Below are 22,040 nucleotides of genomic sequence, written 5' to 3' on the forward strand. Positions count from 1 at the left end.
CGGTTGGTTCTGTCGCAAGAACAATCGTCCCAAGTCAGAGGGCATCTGTGTGTCTAGGACACGGTCACACCATCAAGATTTTCGGTGGATCCAGGAGGAATGTTCGTAGTTCATCGGCCGCCTCCCACCTGATCGACACGGTCGCCGACATCGATCCCCGCTGGCTCGACGGCGTCGACACGATCGGCCTGACCAGCGGCGCGTCCGTGCCGGAAACCCTTGTCACACAAGTGATCTCCTCTCTGGCCGGGCGAGGCTGACCCGAGCCCGAGGAGATCGTCACGGCCCGGGAGCACCAGGTCTTCGCCCCGCCCCGGGCCCTGTCCCGTCCTCCGGAACGGGCTGTTGACCGGCACCGCGAGCCGCGGGAGTCTCACTCCGACACTGCCGGGTTTCCACATCGTCCAGCTGTCCGACCTGGCCCGGGTGGTCGAGACGCCGGACGCGCCGGCCCCGAGGAGCTCACCCACCGCTTTTCCGCCCGCGAGAAAAGTCGTCCGGGCACCGACGTGAGTGCCACCGTCGGTGCCCGGATCCCCCATGTCCGGACCATTTCACGAATCGCGCCCGACCAGCCCGGTGAGCGGCCGCCGCTACCTACCTGGGGGTCGTCGGCGGCCACTGTCTGTTCCACTTTCCGGAACGGGTTTTTGCCGGTCGAACGGCGTGGCGAGATCGTGGCCAGGCACTGCGGACCACAACGGCCGGCAATTCGAGGAACGGATGATCCCATGTCCACGCAGACGTTGACGCAGACTCCGCTGTCCCATGTGCCCATCGCGCCGGGACGGCGTCCCGTGGTCGGGCACATACCCGAGTTCCGCACCGGCTCGTCGCTCGCCGCCACGTCGGTGAAGGCGAACCGGATCACCACGCTCACGATGCTGGCCGAGCCTCGGGATCGGAAGGGGTGAGCGACATGCTGCGCCACGATCACAAGGTGCTGCGGGCAATGCTGCGGCTGGACTACGTGACGCCGGACGCGCCGCCGATCCCGGTCGAAGTGGAGCTGCGCTACGCCACCCGCGACCCGTTCGCGGTGACCGCCTTCTTCCACACCGGGTCGGACTGCTGGGTCGAGTGGTGCTTCGCCCGGGACCTGCTGGCCGACGGCCTGCTCGCCGAGGCCGGGCTCGGGGACGTGCGCATCCGTCCCGACCTGGACAACGCCGAGCTGGTGGTCCTGGTCGTCAGCTCCCCCGCCGGGACCGCCGCGTTCGAGGCCTACGCGCAGGATCTGGCCGAGTTCCTCGACCACAGCTACGACCTCGTGCCGCTCGGCGCGGAGAGCGAGTGGGCCGGGGTGGACGACGAGCTCACCGGCCTGCTGGCGCCCCACGATCTCGGCTGAGTCCCACGTGAGGAGATGAGACAAGTGTCCGTCAAGGTCGGCATCCCAGATCCCGCAGTCGCTGAACCTGCGGCCGCGCAAGCTGGAGATCGTGTCCTGCCCGTCGTGTGGACGGTCCCAGGTCGGCGTCGACCAGCTGGCCGAGGAGGTCACCGCCGGCCTGGAGGGCATGGAGGTTCCGCTGCGGGTGGCGGTGATGGGGTGTGTCGTGAACGGGCCGGGTGAGGCGCGGGAGGCCGATCTCGGTGTCACGTCCGGCAACGGCAGGGGCAGATCTTCGTCAAGGGCAAGGTGATCAAGACCGTGCGCCAAAGCCGGGGTGATGGGCGGGAGGGGAGGCCGGGGTGCGGTCGGCGTGGATGGTCAGCGGTGCTGGTGCACGCCCAGGTCGTGCCGGCCGGGCAGGATGTCGCGGCGTAGGACGTTGTCGGCATCGTAGTCGCCGTCGCGCAGGCGGCGGTAGGGAATGGGCGACTCCTCAGCGACGGTGGCCAGCCGGGCGCGGAGACGGCCGATCTCTTCGGTGTAGCCGCGCCAGCTGGGGTAGTCGGTGCCGCCGAGCAGGTGCGGGCGCAGCGGCGCGATGCCGGTGTACCAGAGGGTTCCGTGCAGCAGCGGGAAAAGCAGCGACTCGAGGTCCCCGTTGAGGCCACGGGGCGTGAAGGAGCTGGGGCGGTCGCCGGCGGTGGTGATCACCAGGGCGCGGCGGCCGGCCAGGCCGCCGTCGCCGTACTTCAGCGTGTCCCCCGTCTCCGGGTCCCGCACGCCGTAGGCGAAGCCGTTGGTGAAGACCCGGTCGAACCAGCCCTTGAGCATGGCCGGCATGCCGTACCACCACAGCGGGAACTGGAGCACCAGCAGGTCGGCCTCGGCCAGCTTGGCCTGCTCGGCCCGGACGTCCGCGGGCAGGCCGCCGGCCAGGGCGGCCTCCCGGGTCTGCTCGCCGAAAGTCGTTGCCGGATCGGCGAAGTCGCCCACGTCGCGCAGGGACAGCCGCGGATCCCAGCCCTGGGCGTACAGGTCGGACGTGCGCACGGTGTGGGTGCCGGACAGGGCCTCGGTCCCGAGCTTGAACAGGTCGGCGTTGAGGGAGTGCTCGGTCGGGTGCGCGTACACCCAGAGGGCCTTCGGTCGGTCGGTCATATCTCCATGCAACGCGAGTACCACGCCCCCGACAAGTACTGTCTTCAGTGTTAGGTAGCGAACAAAATGTTAGTATCGGCTATGCGAGACGCTGTGCGAGCGGCCGTGGCCGTGTGCCCGATCGAGGTGGCCATCAGCGTGGTCGGCGGCTGCTGGAAGCTGAGCGTGGTCAAGAACCTCCGCGACCGGACGCTGCGCTTCGGCGAGCTGCGCCGGGCCGTCGGCTCGGTCAGCGAGCGGATGCTGACCCGGCAGCTGCGGGAGCTGGAGCAGGACGGCATCGTGCACCGCCAGGTCTACGCCGAGGTCCCGCCCCGCGTGGAGTACCGCCTCACCGACCTCGGCAAGTCGCTCGGCCCGGTCGTCGACACCCTGGACCAGTGGGGCGCGCACTACGGCGACAACGCCCCCGAGTGACCGCCCCTCACAAGTCCACAAAGGACTACACCGCCGAATGGCTGGACGATCGTGCTGCGTTCGCGGGCCGGGAAGTTACGCAGCCTGCCGCACGCGAATGGCGCTAGGGTCGAGCCGACGAACAGGGCAGGTGAGCCGTTGTCGGAGCAGCAATCGCCGGGCACGGCGGCCGCCGCGGCCGAATCCGCCAAGAGCTACTTCCACGCGCTGACCGGTCACGAGAAATGCTCGGTGACCGGTCTGCGGGTGCGCCCCGAGGGAGGCTGGTCGGTGCTGCTTGACGTGGTCGAGCTGTCCCGGATCCCGCTCTCCACCAGCGTGATGGCCACCTACCGGGTGGACATCGACGGCGCCGGGCAGCTGTGCGGGTGCGAGCGGCTGCGCCGGTACACGAGAGGAGCGACCGACGGGTGACCGACGAACTGGCGACCAGGTCCGGCGGGTCCCTGGCGGACATGCTGGAACGGGTGCTGGACAAGGGAATCGTGATCGTCGGCGACATCTCGGTGAGCGTCGTGGACGTGGAGCTGCTGACCCTGCGGGTGCGGCTGTTCGTGGCGTCCGCGCAGACCGCCCAGGAGATGGGCATGGACTGGTGGACCAATGATCCGTTCTTCTCCCCCGGCCGACGCCAGCTCGCGGCCGACGACTCCGCCGGCCACTGAGACCGCCGTCTACGCCTACGCCGTCACGGGCTGGCCGACCCCACCGCCGGAGCCGCCGCTTCGCCTTGTGACACATGGGGACATCGCCCTGGTGGTCGCGGACGTGAACCCGGCGGACTTCACCGAGTCGCAGATGCTGCCGCTGGTGCGCAGGCATCACGAGGTGGTGCTGGCGGCGTTCCGGCACGGCGCGGTGCTGCCGCTGCGCTTCGCCACGATGCTCACCGACGACGAGGCGGCGTGGCAGCTGCTACGCACCTGCCACGACGAGGCGGTGGCCAATCTTGACGCGGTGGCAGGGCATCGGGAGTGGGGTGTCCGGATCAGACGGTCGAATCCCGCGCCGGCCAAGGGGATCAGCGGCACCGACTACCTGGCGCAGCGCCGCCGGGCGCGCGGCGGAGGCGACGAGACGCACCGGAGACTGGCCCGGCACGCCGGTCGGAGCGTGCTGCGGCCGCCCGGCTCGGAGTTCGGGCTGGACGCCGTCTATCTGGTGGCCGTGCCGGCCGAGGCGGCATTCCTGGCCGAGGTGGATCGGCTCGGCGAGGCGGCGCAGACCACCGGGCCCTGGCCGCCCTACTCGTTCAGCGAGCTGCGGACGACGGCCCCGTGACCGCCGACGAGCTGGTCGAGCTGCTGGACCGGGTGATCGCCGCCGGGGTGGTGATCCACGGCGACGTGATCATCTCGCTGGCCGGCGTGGACCTGATCCGCCTGGACCTGCGAGCATTGCTGGCCGCGGTTGACGTTGCGGAAGTTCGATGACCACCCCGCCGCGCCGGTTCGCGGTGGACGCCGGGCGCGGTCTCGGCGGGCTGGTCGTCGCGGTGCTGGACATCCTGCGCGAACTCATCGAACGACAGGTGTTGCGGCGCATGGACGCGGGCACTCTCACCCCGGACGAGATCGAACGGCTCGGCCAGGCCCTGCTCGAACTGGACCGCCAGTTCCGCGAGCTGCGCACGTTCTTCGACGACGGAGGTTCGACGTGACAACCGTGATCCAACGCCCCGGCGGCGGCTCCACCAGCCTCGCCGACGTGCTGGACATCGTGCTGGACAAGGGAATCGTCATCGACGCCTTCGTGCGGGTGTCGGTGATCGGCATCGAGCTGCTCACCATCGAGGCCCGCATCGTGATCGCCAGCGTCGACACCTACATCCGCTACGTCGAGGCCATGCAGCAGCTGGGCGCGCTGCCCAGGCGCAACATCGCGGCGTTGCCGGTCGCGACCCCGCAGCCGACGTCGATCTTCCCACAGCAGGCCGCGCCGCCGATGGAGACCATGTGACGCTGCTGCTGCACGGGATCGTGTGCGCGGAACACCCCGCGGCCGCCGGCCTTCAGGCCGTCGTGGCCGACGGTCTCGCGGTGATCGTGTCGGACATCGGCGCGGCCGAGCTCACCGAGGAGCACGCACGGTCCCATTTGGACGTCCTTTGTGGACTCCTGAGCTACGGCCCGGTGCTGCCGCTGCGCTTCGGCAGCACCGCGCCGGACGAGGAATCGGTGCGGGACAACGCCTTGCGCCCGGATCAGGCGGCGTTGCGGGCCGAGTTGGAACGGGTGGCCGGCCTGGTCGAGGTGCGCGTGCACCTGACGTTCGACCAGAACGAGGTCCTGGGGGCGTTGGTGGAGCAGGACCCCGGGCTGGCCACCCCGGTCCAGGGCTTCGACGCCGCCGTCGAGCAGGGGCGCCGCATCGAGGCCCGGGCCAAGGACTGGATGACCGAGCGCTCCCGCGAGCTGTTCGACGGGCTCGCCGTCGACATGGTGCGGCTGCCCGATCCGGACAGCGACTCCCAGCGCTGGGCCCTGCTGGTGCGGGCGGACGACCTGGACCGCATGGCCGATGCCCTGGACGCGCTGTCCGGCGTGGTCACCGCCGGCGTGCTCGGCCCGCTGCCGCCCTACAACTTCGTGTCGCTGCCGGTCCGGCCGGTCTCACGATGGGGTTTCGGCTGACCCGGTGGCGGCGGCGATGACCTCGTCCAGCACCTGGCGGGAACTGGTCAGCTCGGCGATCTGCCGGTCGATCCGGTCCCGTTCGGCCGCCAGCTCGGCGGCCAGCCTCGGGGTGGCGAGCTCCGACGGGCCGCCGTCGTCGCGCATGCACGGCAGCAGGCCGGCGATCTTCTTGCTGTGCAGGCCGGCGGCGTACAGCTCCTGGATCCGGATCACCCGGTCCACCGCCCGGTCCGGATAGTCACGGTGGCCGCCGTCGGTGCGGTCGGCGGTGAGCAGGCCCTGCTGCTCGTAGTAACGCAGCGACCGTTCGCTGACGCCGGTGCGGCGGGCGAGCTCCCCGATGCGCATCACACCCCCACGGTTTGCACCTGACACCGGTGTCAGATTCTACCGTCGAGACATGACACCGTACGAATACAGCCCGATCACCGAGCGCCCGACCATCGCGTGGCCCGACGGCAAGAAGGTCGCCGTCTACGTCGGCCTCAACATCGAGCACTTCGTGCCCGGGCTGCCGTCGACCAGCATCTGGCCCGGCACCGCCGACCTGACGCCGGACGCCCTCAACCACGGCTGGCGGGACTACGGCAACCGGGTCGGCATCTGGCGGATCATCGACAGCCTCGACCGGCACGGCCTGCGGGCCAGCGCCCTGGTGAACTCCCAGGTCGTCGAGCACTATCCGCAGATCATCCGGGCCGGCGTCGAGCGGAACTGGGCCTGGCTCGCGCACGGCCGCACCAACTCGGAGCTGCACACGGGGCTGTCGGTCGACGAGGAACGCCGCGTGCTGGCCGAGATCGCCGACACCATCGCCGCCGGCGCCGGGCAACGCCCCCAGGGCTGGATGGGCCCGGGGCTGACCGAGACCGCCAACACGCCGGAGCTGTTGGCGGAGCTCGGTTTCCGCTACGTGCTGGACTGGACCAACGACGACCAGCCGTATCCGCTGACCGTGCCGGGCATGCACAGCGTCCCCTACACCGTGGAGCTCAACGACCTGCTGCTGTTCCCGCGGGGCATCACCGGCCCCCAGTTCGTGGAGATGGTGCGGGACCAGTACGAGCAGCTGCTGGCCGACTCCCAGCACAGCGGCCGGGTGCTGGCCCTGGCCCTGCACCCGTTCGTGATCGGCCAGCCGTTCCGGGCCAGGCATCTGGACCGGGCGCTGGAGTTCCTGGCCGCCCAGCCCGACGCCTGGCTCACCACCAGCGACGACATCGCCGAGCACTACATCACGACGGTTGCGGCGCCTCGACGATGAGCGTGTAGAGCTCGGTGATGACGCCGTCCTTGCAGTGGGCGATGTCCATGCCGGTCACCACCGGCGCCCCGGCCGGGCCGAAGAGGAAGCCGAGGTGGCCGACGTCGGCGGTGACCGACACCGGGCCGGCGGTCTCGAACACCCAATCCGGCGCGCCGGCCAGGAACTCGGCCGCACGCACGGCCAGCGCCTCGCGGCCGTGGATGACGCGGTCGGGCTCGTGCCAGACGACGTCCTCGGCGTAGATCTCGGCGATGGCCTCGGCCCGGCGCTCGGGGTCCCGCTCGTTGAAGACGTCGAGGAGGTTGCGGCGCATCAGCTCGGCGACGTTGGTCATGGACGGCCCTTCGGCTCGCGTCGGCGTGTCGCCGCCCAACCTACCCGGCCCGAGCGGCTCGACCGTGTCGCGGCCGGCGATCACGTGCGGCCGCGGCGGGGACCGTTGCACCGATCGAGTGACGGCCCTGGGGCGCTCACCGGCCCGTCAGTAACCTGCTAGCAACTACTCACTAACGCCCTCCTGGACCCCTGCAACCAAGGAGGAACACCAGCATGCCCTTCACCGGATGGCGTGCGGCCCTGGCCGCCGTCACGGTCGCCGTCGTGGCCTCGGCCACGACGTGGACGGGGGTCGGCGCCGCGACGGCGGCGACCCCAGGCACCATCACCGGCCAGCAGAGCGGCCGCTGCGTGGACGTGCAGTCCGGCGGCGTCGCCAACGGCACGGCGGTGCAGCTCTACGACTGCAACGGCACCGGCGCTCAGCAGTGGTCGGCGGCCAACGGCATCATCACCAATCCCCAGTCCGGGCGCTGCCTGGACGTGAGCGGCGGGTCCACCGCCAACGGGGCCCGCGTGCAGATCTACGACTGCAACGGCACCGGGGCCCAGCAGTGGCAGGTCGCCAACGGCCTGATCACCAACCCCCAGTCCGGCAAGTGCCTGGACGCCAACGGCAGCGCCAACGCCTCCTACCTGCAGATCTGGACCTGCGGCGGCGGCGCCAACCAGCAGTGGGCGGTCAACGGGAACACCGGCGGCGGCGCCGACATCTGGAGCCAGCTCAAGGCCGGCTGGAACCTCGGCAACTCCTTCGACGCCACCCCGACCGAGACCAGCTGGGGCAACCCGGCCACCACCAAGGCGATGATCGACCGGGTCGCCACCCGGTTCAACTTCCTGCGTATCCCGGTCACCTGGTACCCGCACCTGACCACCGGATCCCCGGGCTACACCGTCGATCCGGCCTTCCTGGCCCGCCTCAGGCAGGTCGTGGACTGGGCGATCGCCGACGGCATGCACGTGGACGTGAACATGCACCATGACGGCGGCGGCGACAGCTGGCTGATCCCCAGCGCCGGCCGGATGGCCCAGGTGGAGCCGGAGTTCACCGCGATCTGGCGGCAGGTGGCCGCCTACTTCGCCGGCTACGACCAGCGCCTGCTGTTCGAGGCGATGAACGAGCCGCAGGACGCCAACGGCGGAAACCGTTACGGCGGCGGCACTTCCGACAACTGGGCGGCGATCAACACGCTGAACCAGGACTTCGTCGACGCTGTCCGCGCGGCCGGCGGCAACAACGCCACCCGGTGGCTGCTGGTCACGCCGTACGGGGCGAACGCCGGCGCCGGCGCGGACAATCTCCGGGTGCCCAACGACAGTCATGTCGCGGTGTCGGTGCACACCTACAACCCGTGGGCCTTCTGCTCGGCCACCGCGCCGAACTACCTGACGTGGGACGGGTCCATGAACTACCTGCCCGACGGCGACGTCAACCACGCCAACCAGCTGTTCACCAGCCGGGGCATCCACGTGGTGTGGACCGAGTTCGGGGCCACGGTGAAGCCGTACAACGGCGGCGACAACGCCGACCAGGTGGCCAACTACGAGACCCACATCGAGTCCTACGCCAAGCAGTTCGGACAGAAGACCATGGTGTGGGACAACGGGTCCATCGGTATCGGCGACGACCAGTTCGGCCTGCTCAACCGCAGCGCCGCCACCTGGCAGCGACCCTCCATTGTGGACCGTCTCGCGGCCGTCTACCCGTGACCTGCCGGCTGGTCCCGGCGACGGGACCAGCCGGTAGGCTCCACCTGTGAAACGGAGGCCGATGGCCGGGTCCTACCGCCGGGACCAGCAGCGCCTGCCCGCCGCCGAGCGGCGGCGGCAGATCCTCGAGGTCACCGCCGCCGTGATCGCCGAATGCGGCTTCTGGGGCCTGTCCCTTCAGGACGTGGCCGACCGCTGCGGGCTGACCGTGCCCGGCGTGCTGCGGCACTTCGGCTCCAAGCCCGGGCTGTTGGTCGCCGTTCTCGAACACCGCGACGTCGAGGACGCCCGGTCGCTGCGGGAGCATCTGGGCGTGACCGAGGCCGAGATGCCCGACGAGTGGTCCGAGAACGGGCCAGCCGGTGTCGACCTGCGCCAGCTCTGCCTGGCCACCATGCGCCGCAACGCCACGCAGCCGGAGATCGTGCGCCTGTTCGCCGTGCTCAAGGCCGAGTCGCTCACGCCGAGCCACCCCGCCCACGAGCACTTCGCCCACCGCCAGCACAACGCGCTGGCCGCCTTCACCGCGCTGGCCCGCGACCTCACCGACGAGCCGGAAACCCTGGCCCGCCACATCATCGCGATGATGGACGGGTTGCAGGACCAGTGGCTGCGCACCCCCGAGGACGTCGACCTGGTGCGGGAGTGGGAGATCGCCGCCGCCCTCCTGTTCGGCGCAGCCACCTGATCCGTCAGGGCTTGCTCAGAATGCCCAGCAGGCCGTGGTTCTCGTCGTCGATGCCGGCGCTGAACCACAGCGCGTCCGGCCCGGCCGCGGTCGGGTTGCCGGCCTGCAACGCCCACAGGCCGGGGATCTTCAGCGGCTGGTCGGTGACGTTGTCCCGCAGCAGCCCGGCGACGCCGTGGCTGTTGGGCAGCACCACGTTGATCCGGCCGTCGCCGAAGTTGCCGATCAGCAGCGCGCCGGCCAGGTTGCCCCAGGACGCCGGGGCCGTGGCCAGGCCCCACGGGGAGTTCAGGCTCTGGCGGGCGGCGACCCGGGACAGCAGCACGCCGTCCGGGCTGAACTCGTCGACGAAGCCGAGACCGTTGCCGACCACGCTGTCGAACGTGCGGGGATCGACCTTGGCGTAGGCCACGAACAGGTTGCCGCCGAGGTTCTGCACGTTGAACGGCGCGAAGTCGTTGGGAATACGGGAATCCCGGAACTGGTCGCGCGTGGTCGGCACCGCCGCGAAGGTGTTGTCGAAGACGTCGACCGTGCGCTTGGAGAAGTCGGCGGCGTAGAGCCGGTCCCCGACCAGCGCCGCGCCCGTGTAGACCGCGCCGGGCACCGCGGCCTTCACCTCGACGTCACCCTGGGTCCCGTCGACCTGCGGGTTCCAGGCCGTGACCTGTCCTTCTAGGGTGACAAAAAGGAACCGGGCCGGACCGCTCACGGCGCCCTTGGTCAGCACAAAACCCGTGGTGGTGTTGGCAACCTGGCCGGTGGGCTCGCCCAGGGCCGGGAAGGTCGGCCGCACCACCGCGTTCTTGGTGGCGATGGCCGAACCCGGCGCGCTGGCGTAGAGCGTGGACGTCCTGGTGCCGGCGTTGGACACCCACAGCGGGGAGGTCGCGTTGAGCGACAGGCCCCAGGGGTTGACCAGATCCGGGTCGGTCAGCGCCGCCATGCCGGCGACGTCGGACACCAGATTCTCCTGGTGCGCCACGAAGTCCTCGTGCCGGCCGGCGCCGGCGGTCGCGGGCAGGCCGAGCACCAGCGCCGTCGCCGCGGCGAGCACACCGATCGAACGTCTTCTGGACACTGGAATGTCCTCTCATGCGGAAGCTGGACGCTCTCCCACACGGAACCCGGCCGACATGGGTTCACTTTTCTTTGGCACGGCGGTAAAACACCCGCCTCCCGTTGTCGGCACGACCCCGGCGTCCGCCGGAAACTGGCTCAACCGGGCCAAAGCCGGCTGCCCCCGACGGCCTCGCCCCGATCACCTAGGCAACGCCCGAGTACCTGAGCAGTGACTCTTCATGCCGCTTTGATCGGATCCTGCCAGTCTTGCCCCGTCGACGCCTGCCCGGGCGCCGACGCGGACCGGCAGAGGAGGATTGATGCAGCGCGACCCGTCAGTACCGCGCCGCAGGCGACGTCGACCCCGGGGAATCGTGGTGCTGGCCGCGGCGGCCGTGGGCATGCTGACCATGCTCGCCCCCGCGTCCGCGCACATCTCCCCGGTTCCGCCGCGCTACGCGGCCTTCGACCTGGGCACGCCCGACTGGACCTACTCGGGCCACGACCTGTTCAACACCAGGAACAATCCGTACGAGCACCAGATCAGCCCGCGCAACGTGGGCACGCTGGCCCCGAAGTGGACGTTCACCACCCACGGGGACGTCTCGGCCACCCCGGCGGTGGTGGGCGACGCGGTGATCTTCCCGGACTGGGCCGGCTACCTCTACAAGATCGATCGGCACACCGGCCAGCTGATCTGGCAGAAGCAGATCAGCGACTACAACGGCCTGCCCGGCAGCCTGTCCCGGACCAGCCCGCTGGTCTCCGGCAACACCATCTACCTCGGCGACCAGAACGCGGCCAACTTCTCGGTGGGCACGCACCTGATGGCCGTCGACGCCACCACCGGCGCGCTGAAGTGGATCACCACCGCGGACACCAACTTCGCCGCGGTGATGACCCAGTCGCCGACGATCTGGAACGGCGTGCTGTACGTCGGCGTGTCGTCCAAGCAGGCGGCCACCGCCACCGTGCCGGGCCTGCCGTTCGGCACCTTCCGCGGCAGCCTGCTCGCGGTGCAGGCGTCCACCGGCAAGATCCTGTGGCAGCAGTTCACCGTGCCGGACAACGGCGGCCAGTCCGGCGGCTACTCCGGCGGCGGCGTGTGGGGCGGCGAGCCGGTGGTCGACCCGTACCGCGGCCTGGTCTACATCGGCTCCGGGCAGAACCTGACTGTTCCTCAGAGCGTGTCGGACTGCCAGACCGCCGGCGGCACCCCGCAGCAGTGCCTGTCGCCGGACGACAAGATCGACTCCATGCTGGCCTTCCGGATGTCCGACGGCACGCCGGTGTGGGACACCGGGGCCAAGATCTTCGACACCTGGACCGCCGCCTGCAACCCGGGCCAGCCGCCGCAGAACTGCCCGCCCAACCCGGGCCTGGACAGCGACTTCGCCGACGGCATGCACATCGCGTTCCCGATCGGCCCCGACGGCCGGCCGCACGAGGTGGTCACCGCCGGGCAGAAGAACGGCGACTACTGGCAGGTCGACCCGGCCACCGGCAAGGTGCTGTGGCGGACCACGGTCGGCCCGGCCGGCCTGCACGGCGGCGTGGAGTGGGGCTCGGCCACCGACAACAGGCGGATCTACCTGTCCCAGGCCAACTCCAACCACGTGCCGTTCACGCTGATGAACGGGCAGACCACCAGCGGCGGCTTCTACGCCGCGCTGGACGCCCAGACCGGCAAGATCCTGTGGGAGACCGCGGATCCGACCGCCAACGAGACGCCCGGCGCGGTCACCGTGGCCAACGGCGTCATGTACGCGACCTCGATCAGCGGCAAGATGTTCGCGCTGGACGGGGCGACCGGCAAGATCCTCTGGAGCTACCAGGGCCAGGGCTCGGCCAACGCCGGCCCTGCCGTGGCCGACGGGACCGTGTACTGGGGCAACGGGTACCAGAACCTGTTCTACCCCCACGGCGTGCACAGCACCACGTTCTACGCCTTCACACCCGGCGGCCGCTGACACCCCGCAGCACCGCCGTCTCGATCGCCCGGCCGGCCCCCACCGGTCGGGCGATCACCCGGTCAAGGCCCGGAGCCGTTCCAGGGCCGGCATCAACCGCTACGGGGAAGCCGGGCCGCGCGGCCAGTGGCTGCTCCAGTCGGCCGCCGTCACCGAGGCCGAGTCTGTGGGCCGCGACGGCAAGGTCCTGATCGACCCGAACGCGTGATCGGCACGGCCCCCGCTCAGGCCGGCGGGGGCCAGATCGCGTTCTTGAGGGCGAGGACCGAGGCCAGCCATTCCCGGACTTCGTTGCGGAACAGCAGAAAGCCGCCGCAATCGCACGGCGCTTCGACGCCGTCGGCGTCCATGCCGAGGTTGCGGCACAGCGACACCGCCCGCGGCAGGTGATACGCCTGCGTCACCAGCAAGGCCCGGCGGATCCCGAACACCTGCACCGCCCTTGCGCAGGTGCTGTAGGTGTCCACGCCGTCGCCGTCCACGGTGATCTTGGCGGCGGGGATGCCGTGGGCGGTGAGGTAGGCGGCCATCACCCGGGTCTCGTCGCCGGAGGTGCCGTTGGCATTGCCGGACACCAGCACCGATTCCGCCTTGCCGGCCTTGAGCAGCTCCACGGTCGCCGCCAGCCGGCCGGCCAGGAACGGGGTCCCGACCTCCGCCCCGAGGACGATCACCACCGGCGCGCTCGGCGCGTCGGCCGGGTCATGGCGATGGCCGGAGGAGGCGGTGTACGCCCAGATCACGCTGCCACCGGTCACCAGAGCGGCCACCACGACCGCCACCAGGCCGATGATCAGGGCCCGTCTGCGCACGCCGCCAATGCAATCACACCCACGGCTGGCCGCCGGTAACCGCCACCCGGCGGGTCCTTTCCAGCCGGGTGGTCGGTCCGGCCGGCCGGGCCCCGGATGGTGGGCCCGCGCGCGGGCGGCGAGACTGGAACGCGGGAGGCGGTCATGACAGTCGTGGGAAATCCGGCCGTGAACCGGTATCTGGCCGCCGAGGCGGCCGTGCTCGGCCTCGCCGCGGTCGACGCGGCCCTCAACGCCACGTCGTTGTGGTGGCAGATCCTGTGCGTGGCCATAGCGGTCCTCGCGTTGCTGGCCCGGCGACGCTGGCCTGTCGCCATGTTCCTGCTGACGCTGCCGGCGCTGGCCGTCGTGGGTTCGGTCATCGCCACGCTCGTCGCCCTGTACGCCGTCGCCGCGCGGCACTCCGACCGCCGACTGCTCGCCGGCTGCGCCGCGCTGGCGGCGTTGGGCTATCTCTTCCCCGGCCCCGATCTGGGCCTGATCACCGCCGACGTCGTGCTCGCCGTCATCTACGCCGCGATGACCGCCGCCGCGCCGATCTTCCTGGGCCAGTTCGTGCGGGCCCACCGCGACGCCGTGCAGGCCCGCGAACACGAACGGCTGCTCGACGCCCAGGCCGTGCTGGCCAAGGAGCGCAACCAGCTCGCCCGCGAGATGCACGACGTGGTGTCGCACCAGGTCAGCCTGATCGCCGTGCAGGCCGGCGCGCTCCAGGTCAGCACCGGCGAGCCGGCGACCAGGCACACCGCCAAGAACATCCGTGAGCTGTCGGTCGACACGCTGGAAGAGCTGCGGCACATGGTCAACCTGCTGCGGGCCGCCGGCACGCCGGCCACCGCCCTCACGCCCCAGCCGACCCTGTCCGATCTCGAACACCTGGTGCACGGCAGCGGAATCGAGGCCCGGATCGTCGGCATCGCACCGTCCGATGTGGACGCCGCGACCCAGCGGACCATCTACCGCACCGTGCAGGAAGCCCTGACCAACGTCCGCAAGCACGCCCCCGGCAGCGTCGCCACCGTCGAATTCTCCCGTGACGACACCGATCTCACGGTGACCGTCGCCAACACGCCGCCCACGCAGCCGACGCTCACCCTGCCCAGCGCCCGCCACGGCCTCGTCGGTCTGGAGGAACGCGCCGCGCTCCTGGGCGGCACGGTCACCGCCGCCCCGACCCGGGACGGCGGCTTCTCCCTCCGGCTGCGGCTGCCGATGGCGGCCGCCCTCACACGCGCAGGCGCGCGATGAGCGGCGGCTCCTGGCCGCTCAGGTGCCAGTCGCCGACCCAGACCTCCTTGGCGTCGGTCGGGTCGTGGGTGGCGAAGGTCCGGGCGTTGCGCCAGAACCGGTCGAACCGGTAGCGCGACGAGGTGCTGCGGGCCCCGGTCAGGTCGAAGATGCCGCTGGTGACCTCCAGCGCGGCCTTGACGCACGCCACCTTGACCGAGAACGCCTCGACGGTCGCCTCGGCCTCGCTGGGATAGGACTCCGGCCAGTTCTCCAGCTTCCGGGCGCAGCTGAGCAGGTAGGCCCGGGCGCAGTCCAGCTGCACCGCGAACTCCCCGATCCGCCGCCGGACCAGCGGGTCCTCGCTCGCCGACGAGAACTCCGGCAGGCTGGCCCGGTCGAGCCCGCGCACGTACTCCACCGCCGCGTCGAAGGCCCCGTAGCCGGGCCCGAGCATGATCGCGGCGTGGGCGAGGAACACGTAGCCGGCCAGCGCCGGGGTGATGCGACCGCGGAAGAAGTAGCCGTCGGGCACGAAGATGTCGTGGTACTCGATGGTCTGGCTGTGGGTGCCGCGCTGCCCCATGACGTCCCAGTCGTGCCGGCACGTCACCCCCGGCTGGTCCAGCGGCGTCAGCGCACGCCAGCCGCCCTCCTCGCCCTCCAGGGTGATGCCGACACTGGCCCATCCCCCGCCGCCGCTGTTGGTGTTGAACGTCTTCGTCCCGTTGACGACGATGCCGCCCTCGACCCGCCGCCCGGTGACCGGGCCGGTCCGGTTGCCGGTCTCGGCGTTGGAGGCGACGAACCGGATGCCGTCCCGGTGGATCAGCTCGGCCAGTTCGCCCTTGGTGGACTCGGGCAGGCCGTTGTCGGCCGCGAACACCTCCAGCGTCACCAGCGACTGAACCGCGTAGTTCATGCCGGTGCTGGAGTCGCCGGCCATCACGTCGACCAGCATCGCGAAGAAGTCCTCGGCGTGCCGGGTGGGGTCGGCGTCGGTGATGCCGCCGTGGGCCACGGGCAGGGTGAAACGGTAGAAGCCCTCCTCCCAGAGTCGGCGCATCCCGACCGCCGCGTCGACGTTGCGCGCGTCGGCGTCGGCGGCACTCTCGCGGAGCTCGACCCGCAGGGCCTTGGCCCGCTTGCCGAGCTCCGCCACCGTGAGGGGTTCATAGGTCATGTCCCGACACGGTACGACCTGGAGTGCGCTACAGCTCAAGCGGTTATCGCCTCGCCAACGGTCAGGGCGTTGGCCTGGCGGCGGTGACCGGAGGAGGCGAAGGCGGGCCAGCTGAACGGGTGAGTCAGCGGGCTTTCTTCTGTTCGGCGCGCACCAGTCCGCCGCCGATGATCAGGCGCTGGATCTCGCTGGTGCCCTCGTACAGCCGCAGCAGCCGGACGTCGCGGTAGAGGCGCTCGACCGGCACCTCCCGCATGTAGCCGCTGCCGCCGTGCACCTGCACCGCGAGGTCGGCGGCCTTGCCGGCCATCTCCGTGCAGAACAGCTTGGCCGCCGACGGGGCGATCCGCCGGTCCTGCCCGGTGACATACAGGCGGGCGGCGTCGCGGACCAGGGCCCGGCCGGCCAGCACCCCGGTCTGCTGGTCGGCGATCATGGCCTGGACCAGCTGGAAGTCGCCGATCGGGGTGCCGCCCTGGGTGGCCGTGGCGGCGTAGGCCACCGACTCGTCCAGGGCCCGCTGGGCGCAGCCGACCGCGAGACCGGCGATGTGGATGCGGCCGCGGGCCAGCGAAGTCATCGCCGCCCGGTAGCCGACCTCGCCGTCGCCGCCGACCAGGGCCTCCGGGCCGACCCGGACCCCGGTGAACGCCACCTCGGCGGTGCGTGAGCCCTCCTGGCCCATCTTCACGTCCTTGGCCCCGACCCGCACGCCGGGCGCGTCGGCCGGGACCAGGAACACCGCGATGCCGGCGCCGTCGTCGGAGGCCGGCCGGACGCGGGCGAAGACCACGAACAGGCCGGCCTCGGTGGCGTTGGTGATGAACTGCTTGCCACCGTCGATGATCCAGCCGTCGCCGTCGGACCGGGCCGCCGTGCGCAGGCCGGCGGGATTGGAGCCGGCCCCCGGCTCCGTCAGCGCGAACGACGCCACGATCTCGCCGGACGCGATGCCGGGCAGCCACCGCGCCCGCTGCTCCGGGGTGCCGAAGCCGACCAGCACCTGCCCGGCGATCCCGTTGTTCGTGCCGAACATCGACCGCAGCGCCAGCGAGGTGTAGCCCAGGGTCATGGCCACCTCGACGTCCTGCACGAGATCGAGCCCGAGCCCGCCCCACTCCTGCGGGATGGCGTACCCGAACAACCCCATCGCCGCCGTCTGCGCCCGCAGGTCGTCCGGGATCGCGTCGGTGGTCATGATCTCGACCTCGCGGGGCATCACCCGGGTGCGCACGAAGTCGTCGATCTGCCGCAGGACGTCCGCGAAGACGTCGTCGGGGACGTCGGGATTGCCGGTGTACATGGCTCTTACTATGGCCGACGGCGGCTCAGCTGGTGATCTGGAGGTTGTCGATCGAGGCGTCGTGCTGGCCGGCGCCGGTCACCAGGATGCCGCTGATCGTCTTGCCCGCGAACGACGAGAGGTCGCGGCTGGCCGTCGTGGCGCCGTCGGTGAACTGGAGACCGACCGTGACCCCGCTGCCGGTGATGTCGTAGCTGAGCCTGGTAGTCGCCGTCACGGGGATGTGCACGGAGAACACCTGGCGCTGGCTGGAGGTTGAGCCCTGCGCGCGCAGCACATGGTTGCTGGCGCTCAGATCCGGTGCGGCGCTGGGCATGGCGTCGAGACCGGGTTCGAAGCCGGTGCGGAAGGCCACAGTGCCGTCGGTGGGCGGAATCGGCACAGTTGTGGTCAACGGCGCGGAGCCGTTGATCATCTTGGTCGCCGCGCCCGACAGGCGCAGATAGAAGTCCGAGGACAGGAACGCGCCGTCGGCACTGGCGGTGAGGAAGTACTGGTCGGTCGGGATCATCGACGAGTCCTCGGCCAGCGGCGCGATCGCCGTGCCCTCGTCGTACTCGTCGAACATGGCGATGAACGCCTGCCCGACGCCGTCCTGCCGCAGCGCCGCCGCCTGCTGCCACATGAAGTTGCCGGCATTGCGGGGAATCAGGTTGCGCGCGCCGCCGTTCCAGTTCGACCAGGCGAAGCCCGGGTAGATCACCGGCTGGTAGTCCTGGCCACGGCCGGAAAGCGCCTTCAGGTCGGCGGTGAACAGCGAGCTGTCGACCGTCTTGGAGCCCACGTTCCACGGTGACACCATGTTCAGCGCCTGGTACACCGGGGCGTAGCCGGGCTTGGCGTTGGTGTCGGTGCGCCAGCCTCGCGGCACGCCTCCGATCACGTACAGGCCCTGGGCCTTGAACCAGTTGATCAGGTCCAGGCTGGGGTTGATGTTGGCCGCGGAGCCGACCACGCCCAGGCCCCACAGCTCGATCACCGGCTTGGCGCCTTCGTAGGCGTAGGCCGGGGAATCGGTCAGGTGCAGGGAGTTCTTGACGACGTTCGTCCAGTCGTCCTTGACCGCCTGCTCGCGGTCGTCGGTCATGCCCGACAGGTCGTACTCGATGTAGAAGGCCCGCCCGTACTTCTCCGCCGCGGCCCGCGCCTGCGCCGTGATGGTGTTGCGCTGGGTGTAGCGCGGCGAACCGGGCTGGAGCAGGTCGCTGGTGAAGCGTTGCAGGGCCGCGCCGTCGATGCCGAACTTCTGCATCCAGGAGAACTGGAGGTCGACGGTCTGGTTGAGGTAGGAGGAGAACAGGGTGGACGGCTGGCCGTTGCCGAGGTTGGCGTACCCGGTGCGGAACTGGTCGTTGGCCGGGTACTGGCGCATGTCGGGATAGATTTCGAACGTCTGGTTGCCTGGCGACGGGGCCGTGCCGGCCGACCAGTGCACCCAGTTGTCGACCGGCGAGCCACTGCCGGGCGCGTCGAACCAGCCCTGATAGCCGGCGTACACCTTGCCTTTCACGGACGGATGGGTGGCGGCGACCGCCGGCGGCGCGACCGAGGCCGCGACCAGGCCGGCCACGGCGATGACGAGCAGGGTTCGTGTCTTTCGCAGCACAGTGCACTGTGGACCCGGCGGCCGCGCGCACGCAACCGCCGGACCCGGTTTTCCAGGATGACTATCCTCTTTGTCCCCTACCGAAGTTCTCGGCCTGCTCGGTCAGGAACTGGCGCAGCAGCACGGGTTCACGGCGGCGCGGTCGTCCCGGTCCCCGAGCTCACCATCGAGCCCGGCCCCGGCTGCCAACCGGTCGCCGCCGAGCTGGATCCCGTGTCCCAGCAGCTTTCCCGGCCGCGCCGAATGCTCGACCCGCTCAGGTAGCCGAGATCGCAACAGCGTCCACATCGGACGGTAGAGCCGACGGTCATCCCGGCGGGATCGCCGGGACGACACCGGCCGGGTCTCAGTCGACGACGACAGCCTTCTCGATGATGACGTCCTCGCTGGGCACGTCCTGGTGGCCGGCCTTGGAGCCGGTGCGCACGCCCTCGATCGAGTCGACGGTCTCGCGGCCATCGACCACCTCGCCGAAGACGGTGTAGCCCCAGCCCTGGGCGGTCTTGCCGCTGTGGTTGAGGAAGTCGTTGTCGCTGCTGTTGACGAAGAACTGGGCGGTGGCCGAGTGCGGGTCGGAGGTGCGGGCCATCGCGACCGTGTACTTGGTGTTCTTCAGGCCGTTGTCGGCCTCGTTGTCGACCGGCCCGTGGGTGCCCTTCTGCCGCATGCCGGGCTCGAAGCCGCCGCCCTGGATCATGAAGCCCCGGATCACCCGGTGGAACACGGTGCCGTCGTAGTGGCCCTCGTTCACGTACTGAAGGAAGTTCGCGACCGTCTTCGGGGCCTTGTCGGCGTCCAGCTGCAGCGTGAAGTCGCCGTGGTTGGTGGAGAACTTGACCTTGGACATGCAGACCCCTCGGTGTTGCTGGCACTGTCGGTGGCCGAGCGTAGCGCACCGTCGCCCAGAGTTCGTGCCGGCGGATTGTCAGGGCGGGACGGTAGCGTCAGCGCCGTGAACGCCGGGGACAGGATTCAGGAGCTCGCCGACCAGGTGGTGGCGCTGCGTGACGCGTACTACCGGGGCGCGCCGCTGGTGGCCGACGCCGAGTACGACACGATCGAGGACGAGCTGCGGACCCTGATCGGGCAACACCCGGAGCTGGCCCCCGATCCGAACCCGCTGGAGCAGGTGGGCGCGCCGACGGTGCTGCACGCGCCGGTCCGGCACTCGCGCCCGATGCTGTCGCTGGAGAAGGCGACCAGGCCCGAGCAGGTGGCGGCGTTCTTCGAGCGGTTCCCCGGCCAGTCGATGGCGGTCATGCCCAAGCTGGACGGGCTGTCGCTGGCCGTGATCTACGAGGACGGCAGGCTGGTGCGGGCGGTCACCCGCGGTGACGGCGCCACCGGCGACGACGTGACGACGCTGGTCCGGGCCCTGGTCGACGGCGTGCCGGAGCGCATCGACGCCCCGGGGCGGGTCGAGGTGCGGGGCGAGGCCGTGATGCTGCGGTCCACCTTCGCCGCCTACAACGCCGCGCACCCGGACAAGCCGCTGATCAACCCGAGGGGCGCGGCCGCCGGCACGCTGCGGGCCAAGGACCCGGCCACCGTGTCCGAGCGGCGGCTGCGGCTGTTCGCGTTCGACCTGCACACCGACGCCGCCTCCGCCGACCTGGCGCAGGCCTTGTCGGCGCTGGGCCTGGAGGCCGCCGACATGCGGCTGTGCGCCGACGCCGAGCAGGCCCAGGCCGTGATCGCCGAGATCGAGCGCAGCCGCAACGAGCGGGACTACGACCTGGACGGCGCCGTGCTGCGGCTGGCCGACCGCACCGCCTACGCCGCCGCCGGGGCCCGGTCCAACTCGCCGCGCGGGGCGCTGGCCTACAAGTTCGCCGCCGAGGAGAAGACCACCGTGCTGGCCGACGTGGTGTGGGACGTGGGCAAGACCGGCAAGATCGCCCCGGTGGCGTGGCTGGAGCCGGTGTTCGTCGGCGGCACCACCGTCACCCGGGCGACGCTGGCCAACCAGGAGGTCATCAAGGCACGGGGCATCCGCATCGGGGACACGGTGCTGGTGCGCCGGGCCGGCGACGTGATCCCGTTCGTCGCCGGCGTGCTGGACGAGTCCAAGCGCACCGGGGCCGAGCGGGAGATCGTGCCGCCGACCGTGTGCCCGTCCTGCCAGGCCCCGCTGACCGAGCAGGGCAACAGCCGGGAACTGTTCTGCACCAACGCTTCCTGCCCGGCGCAGACCACCCGCCGGCTGATCCACTGGGCCTCCCGCGCGGCGGCCGACATCGAGGCCGTCGGTCCCGTGTGGATCGAGCGGCTGGCCGAGTCCGGCGACCTGGAGAACCCGTCCGACTTCTACCGGCTGACCAAGGAGCGGCTGCTGGAGTTCGACCGCATCGGCGAGGTCTCCGCCGCCCGCATGATCGACTCCATCGCCGCCAGCCGCCAGGTCGGCCTGCGCCGGGCGCTGATCGGCCTGGCCATTCCGATGGCTTCCGAGGGCACCGCCACCCGCCTGTGCCGCGCCGGCTTCGCGTCGCTGGAGGACGTCGCCGACGCCGGCGAGGAGCGGCTGGTCGAGGTCGAGGACATCGGTCCCCGCGTCGCCGCCTCCCTCGTCGAGCACCTCACCCGCCTGCGTGTGGAACTCCGCCGTCTCCGGGCCTACGGCGTGTCGCTGGACGTCCGCGACGAGGACCTGCCGCCGGTGGTCGCCGCCGGCGCTCCGCTGGCCGGGCAGACCGTCGTCGTCACCGGCTCCATCAGCGATCCCCGCTCCGGCGAGAAGGTCCCCCGCCCCGCCTTCCAGCGCCTGTGCGAAAAGGCCGGCGCCACCATCGCCTCCTCCGTCTCCGCCAACACCGACCTGCTCATCACCGGCGCCGACGTCGGCGCCAGCAAACTGGCCAAGGCCGAAAAGCTGGAGGTCGCGACCGCCGACCAAGCCGAGATCTGGCGCCAACTCATCGACTCCGGCATCGCCTGACCGGGGGGTTGGGAGTTCGAGTTTGTTCCGGGTGGGGGGCGAGTGAGGCGGTAGTGGCTTGGGTTGGCCGCGTCGGACTGGGGTGGTCCTTTCTGGTTGGCGACTCTTGCCGGGTGTGTTCTGTTGTGGTTGTGGGTTGGGTTGTGGGTGTGGTTCTGGTGCCCGCGCCGCGCGGTTGCCGTGGGGTGGGGTTTGCGGTGAGAGGTGGGGTTTTTGTTCGGTTGGAGATGGGGTGGGGCCTGTTTTGTGGGGTGGGGGTTGTTGTGTGGTTGGGGGTGGGGTGGGACGGTTGGTTGGGGGCTCCGGGTGGATTTTGTGTGGAGACCTCTGGGCGATGGCGTATCAAGGCGCTATCGGGCAGGCTCCGCCTGCCACGATACGCAAGAAG

25 protein-coding genes and 2 pseudogenes are annotated in these 22,040 nt (G+C 70.6%); 18 read left to right on the forward strand and 9 right to left on the reverse strand.

Annotation, left to right across the window (positions count from 1 at the left end):
* The 4 genes and pseudogenes from ACIG5F_RS48460 to ACIG5F_RS48475 all read left to right on the forward strand — a co-directional run.
* Positions 1-260 (forward strand): annotated as a pseudogene (locus ACIG5F_RS48460) (hypothetical protein); the annotation flags it as partial.
* A gap of 471 nt (positions 261-731) precedes the next feature.
* Positions 732-914 (forward strand): hypothetical protein, encoded by a 183-nt coding sequence (locus ACIG5F_RS48465; protein ID WP_396527157.1) that lies wholly within the window; start codon positions 732-734, stop codon positions 912-914.
* A gap of 8 nt (positions 915-922) precedes the next feature.
* Positions 923-1,351: an SsgA family sporulation/cell division regulator gene (locus ACIG5F_RS48470; RefSeq protein ID WP_396527181.1), complete on the forward strand. Its 429-nt coding sequence runs from the start codon at positions 923-925 to the stop codon at positions 1,349-1,351.
* A 43-nt stretch (positions 1,352-1,394) separates the two neighbouring features.
* Positions 1,395-1,657, forward strand: a pseudogene (locus tag ACIG5F_RS48475) (flavodoxin-dependent (E)-4-hydroxy-3-methylbut-2-enyl-diphosphate synthase); the annotation flags it as partial.
* Positions 1,658-1,714: 57 nt separating this feature from the next.
* On the opposite strand, the gene ACIG5F_RS48480 reads toward ACIG5F_RS48475, so the two are convergent.
* On the reverse strand, positions 1,715-2,494 hold the full coding sequence (locus ACIG5F_RS48480; protein WP_396527158.1) for an NAD(P)H-dependent oxidoreductase: 780 nt from the start codon (positions 2,492-2,494) through the stop codon (positions 1,715-1,717).
* Between the two features lie 81 nt (positions 2,495-2,575).
* Here ACIG5F_RS48480 and ACIG5F_RS48485 point away from each other — a divergent pair, with 81 nt between their 5' ends.
* The 8 genes from ACIG5F_RS48485 to ACIG5F_RS48520 all read left to right on the forward strand — a co-directional run bounded on the left by ACIG5F_RS48485 (position 2,576) and on the right by ACIG5F_RS48520 (position 5,544).
* Positions 2,576-2,911: a winged helix-turn-helix transcriptional regulator gene (locus tag ACIG5F_RS48485; protein ID WP_396527159.1), complete on the forward strand. Its 336-nt coding sequence runs from the start codon at positions 2,576-2,578 to the stop codon at positions 2,909-2,911.
* Between the two features lie 138 nt (positions 2,912-3,049).
* Positions 3,050-3,325 (forward strand): gas vesicle protein GvpO, encoded by a 276-nt coding sequence (gene gvpO / locus ACIG5F_RS48490; RefSeq protein WP_396527160.1) that lies wholly within the window; start codon positions 3,050-3,052, stop codon positions 3,323-3,325.
* Positions 3,322-3,576, forward strand: a complete 255-nt coding sequence (locus ACIG5F_RS48495) for a gas vesicle protein (RefSeq protein WP_396527161.1) — start codon at positions 3,322-3,324, stop codon at positions 3,574-3,576. Before gvpO ends, ACIG5F_RS48495 begins: the two co-directional genes overlap by 4 nt.
* A gap of 67 nt (positions 3,577-3,643) precedes the next feature.
* Entirely contained in the window at positions 3,644-4,192 is a 549-nt protein-coding gene (locus tag ACIG5F_RS48500) for a GvpL/GvpF family gas vesicle protein (protein ID WP_396527162.1), read from the forward strand.
* Positions 4,189-4,344, forward strand: coding sequence for a gas vesicle protein GvpJ (gene gvpJ, locus ACIG5F_RS48505; protein ID WP_396527163.1), 156 nt, complete (start codon positions 4,189-4,191; stop codon positions 4,342-4,344). Before ACIG5F_RS48500 ends, gvpJ (ACIG5F_RS48505) begins: the two co-directional genes overlap by 4 nt.
* Positions 4,341-4,571, forward strand: coding sequence for a gas vesicle protein K (locus ACIG5F_RS48510; protein ID WP_396527164.1), 231 nt, complete (start codon positions 4,341-4,343; stop codon positions 4,569-4,571). Before gvpJ (ACIG5F_RS48505) ends, ACIG5F_RS48510 begins: the two co-directional genes overlap by 4 nt.
* Positions 4,568-4,870, forward strand: coding sequence for a gas vesicle protein GvpJ (gvpJ, locus tag ACIG5F_RS48515; RefSeq protein ID WP_396527165.1), 303 nt, complete (start codon positions 4,568-4,570; stop codon positions 4,868-4,870). The genes ACIG5F_RS48510 and gvpJ (ACIG5F_RS48515) overlap by 4 nt, the downstream gene beginning before the upstream one ends.
* A complete protein-coding gene (locus tag ACIG5F_RS48520; protein ID WP_396527166.1) occupies positions 4,867-5,544 on the forward strand; it encodes a GvpL/GvpF family gas vesicle protein in 678 nt (225 codons plus the stop codon). The genes gvpJ (ACIG5F_RS48515) and ACIG5F_RS48520 overlap by 4 nt, the downstream gene beginning before the upstream one ends.
* Here the strand turns inward: ACIG5F_RS48520 and ACIG5F_RS48525 are convergent.
* Positions 5,524-5,895, reverse strand: a complete 372-nt coding sequence (locus ACIG5F_RS48525; RefSeq protein ID WP_396527167.1) for a MerR family transcriptional regulator — start codon at positions 5,893-5,895, stop codon at positions 5,524-5,526. The two genes, ACIG5F_RS48520 and ACIG5F_RS48525, sit on opposite strands and share 21 nt — an antisense overlap.
* Positions 5,896-5,947: 52 nt before the next feature.
* Here ACIG5F_RS48525 and ACIG5F_RS48530 point away from each other — a divergent pair, with 52 nt between their 5' ends.
* Complete coding sequence (locus ACIG5F_RS48530) at positions 5,948-6,811, forward strand: polysaccharide deacetylase family protein (protein ID WP_396527168.1); 864 nt, start codon at positions 5,948-5,950, stop codon at positions 6,809-6,811.
* Here ACIG5F_RS48530 and ACIG5F_RS48535 read toward each other — a convergent pair.
* The gene (locus ACIG5F_RS48535) at positions 6,783-7,259 is read right to left on the reverse strand and encodes a nuclear transport factor 2 family protein (RefSeq protein ID WP_396527169.1); all 477 of its coding nucleotides are present in this window, start codon (positions 7,257-7,259) and stop codon (positions 6,783-6,785) included. The genes ACIG5F_RS48530 and ACIG5F_RS48535 overlap by 29 nt on opposite strands.
* 104 nt (positions 7,260-7,363) lie before the next feature.
* Here ACIG5F_RS48535 and ACIG5F_RS48540 point away from each other — a divergent pair, with 104 nt between their 5' ends.
* Positions 7,364-8,863: a cellulase family glycosylhydrolase gene (locus tag ACIG5F_RS48540; protein WP_396527170.1), complete on the forward strand. Its 1,500-nt coding sequence runs from the start codon at positions 7,364-7,366 to the stop codon at positions 8,861-8,863.
* Between the two features lie 46 nt (positions 8,864-8,909).
* Positions 8,910-9,551 carry a TetR/AcrR family transcriptional regulator gene (locus ACIG5F_RS48545; RefSeq protein WP_396527171.1) on the forward strand — a complete coding sequence of 214 codons (642 nt, stop codon included), beginning with the start codon at positions 8,910-8,912 and terminating at the stop codon, positions 9,549-9,551.
* A 4-nt stretch (positions 9,552-9,555) separates the two neighbouring features.
* Here the strand turns inward: ACIG5F_RS48545 and ACIG5F_RS48550 are convergent, their stop codons facing one another.
* A complete protein-coding gene (locus tag ACIG5F_RS48550) occupies positions 9,556-10,632 on the reverse strand; it encodes a TIGR03118 family protein (protein WP_396527172.1) in 1,077 nt (358 codons plus the stop codon).
* A gap of 301 nt (positions 10,633-10,933) precedes the next feature.
* Between ACIG5F_RS48550 and ACIG5F_RS48555 the strand changes: the two genes are divergently transcribed.
* Positions 10,934-12,583, forward strand: coding sequence for a PQQ-binding-like beta-propeller repeat protein (locus tag ACIG5F_RS48555; protein WP_396527173.1), 1,650 nt, complete (start codon positions 10,934-10,936; stop codon positions 12,581-12,583).
* A gap of 224 nt (positions 12,584-12,807) precedes the next feature.
* Here ACIG5F_RS48555 and ACIG5F_RS48560 read toward each other — a convergent pair whose 3' ends face one another.
* Positions 12,808-13,395 carry a vancomycin high temperature exclusion protein gene (locus tag ACIG5F_RS48560; RefSeq protein WP_396527174.1) on the reverse strand — a complete coding sequence of 196 codons (588 nt, stop codon included), beginning with the start codon at positions 13,393-13,395 and terminating at the stop codon, positions 12,808-12,810.
* A 144-nt stretch (positions 13,396-13,539) separates the two neighbouring features.
* On the opposite strand from ACIG5F_RS48560, the gene ACIG5F_RS48565 reads away from it, so the two are divergent.
* A complete protein-coding gene (locus ACIG5F_RS48565) occupies positions 13,540-14,643 on the forward strand; it encodes a sensor histidine kinase (protein ID WP_396527175.1) in 1,104 nt (367 codons plus the stop codon).
* On the opposite strand, the gene ACIG5F_RS48570 is transcribed toward ACIG5F_RS48565, so the two are convergent.
* The 4 genes from ACIG5F_RS48570 to ACIG5F_RS48585 form a co-directional block, all read right to left on the reverse strand.
* Entirely contained in the window at positions 14,621-15,805 is a 1,185-nt protein-coding gene (locus ACIG5F_RS48570) for an acyl-CoA dehydrogenase family protein (protein ID WP_396527176.1), read from the reverse strand. The genes ACIG5F_RS48565 and ACIG5F_RS48570 overlap by 23 nt on opposite strands.
* A gap of 124 nt (positions 15,806-15,929) precedes the next feature.
* On the reverse strand, positions 15,930-17,108 hold the full coding sequence (locus ACIG5F_RS48575) for an acyl-CoA dehydrogenase family protein (protein ID WP_396527177.1): 1,179 nt from the start codon (positions 17,106-17,108) through the stop codon (positions 15,930-15,932).
* A 25-nt stretch (positions 17,109-17,133) separates the two neighbouring features.
* Entirely contained in the window at positions 17,134-18,714 is a 1,581-nt protein-coding gene (locus tag ACIG5F_RS48580; protein ID WP_396527178.1) for a glycoside hydrolase family 71/99-like protein, read from the reverse strand.
* Positions 18,715-19,060: 346 nt separating this feature from the next.
* Positions 19,061-19,561 carry a peptidylprolyl isomerase gene (locus ACIG5F_RS48585; RefSeq protein ID WP_396527179.1) on the reverse strand — a complete coding sequence of 167 codons (501 nt, stop codon included), beginning with the start codon at positions 19,559-19,561 and terminating at the stop codon, positions 19,061-19,063.
* Positions 19,562-19,666: 105 nt separating this feature from the next.
* Between ACIG5F_RS48585 and ligA the strand changes: the two genes are divergently transcribed.
* On the forward strand, positions 19,667-21,652 hold the full coding sequence (gene ligA / locus ACIG5F_RS48590; protein WP_396527180.1) for an NAD-dependent DNA ligase LigA: 1,986 nt from the start codon (positions 19,667-19,669) through the stop codon (positions 21,650-21,652).
* Positions 21,653-22,040 lie beyond the last annotated feature (388 nt).

It is taken from the genome of Kutzneria sp. NPDC052558 (genome assembly GCF_044547355.1).
GTDB lineage: Bacteria > Actinomycetota > Actinomycetes > Mycobacteriales > Pseudonocardiaceae > Kutzneria.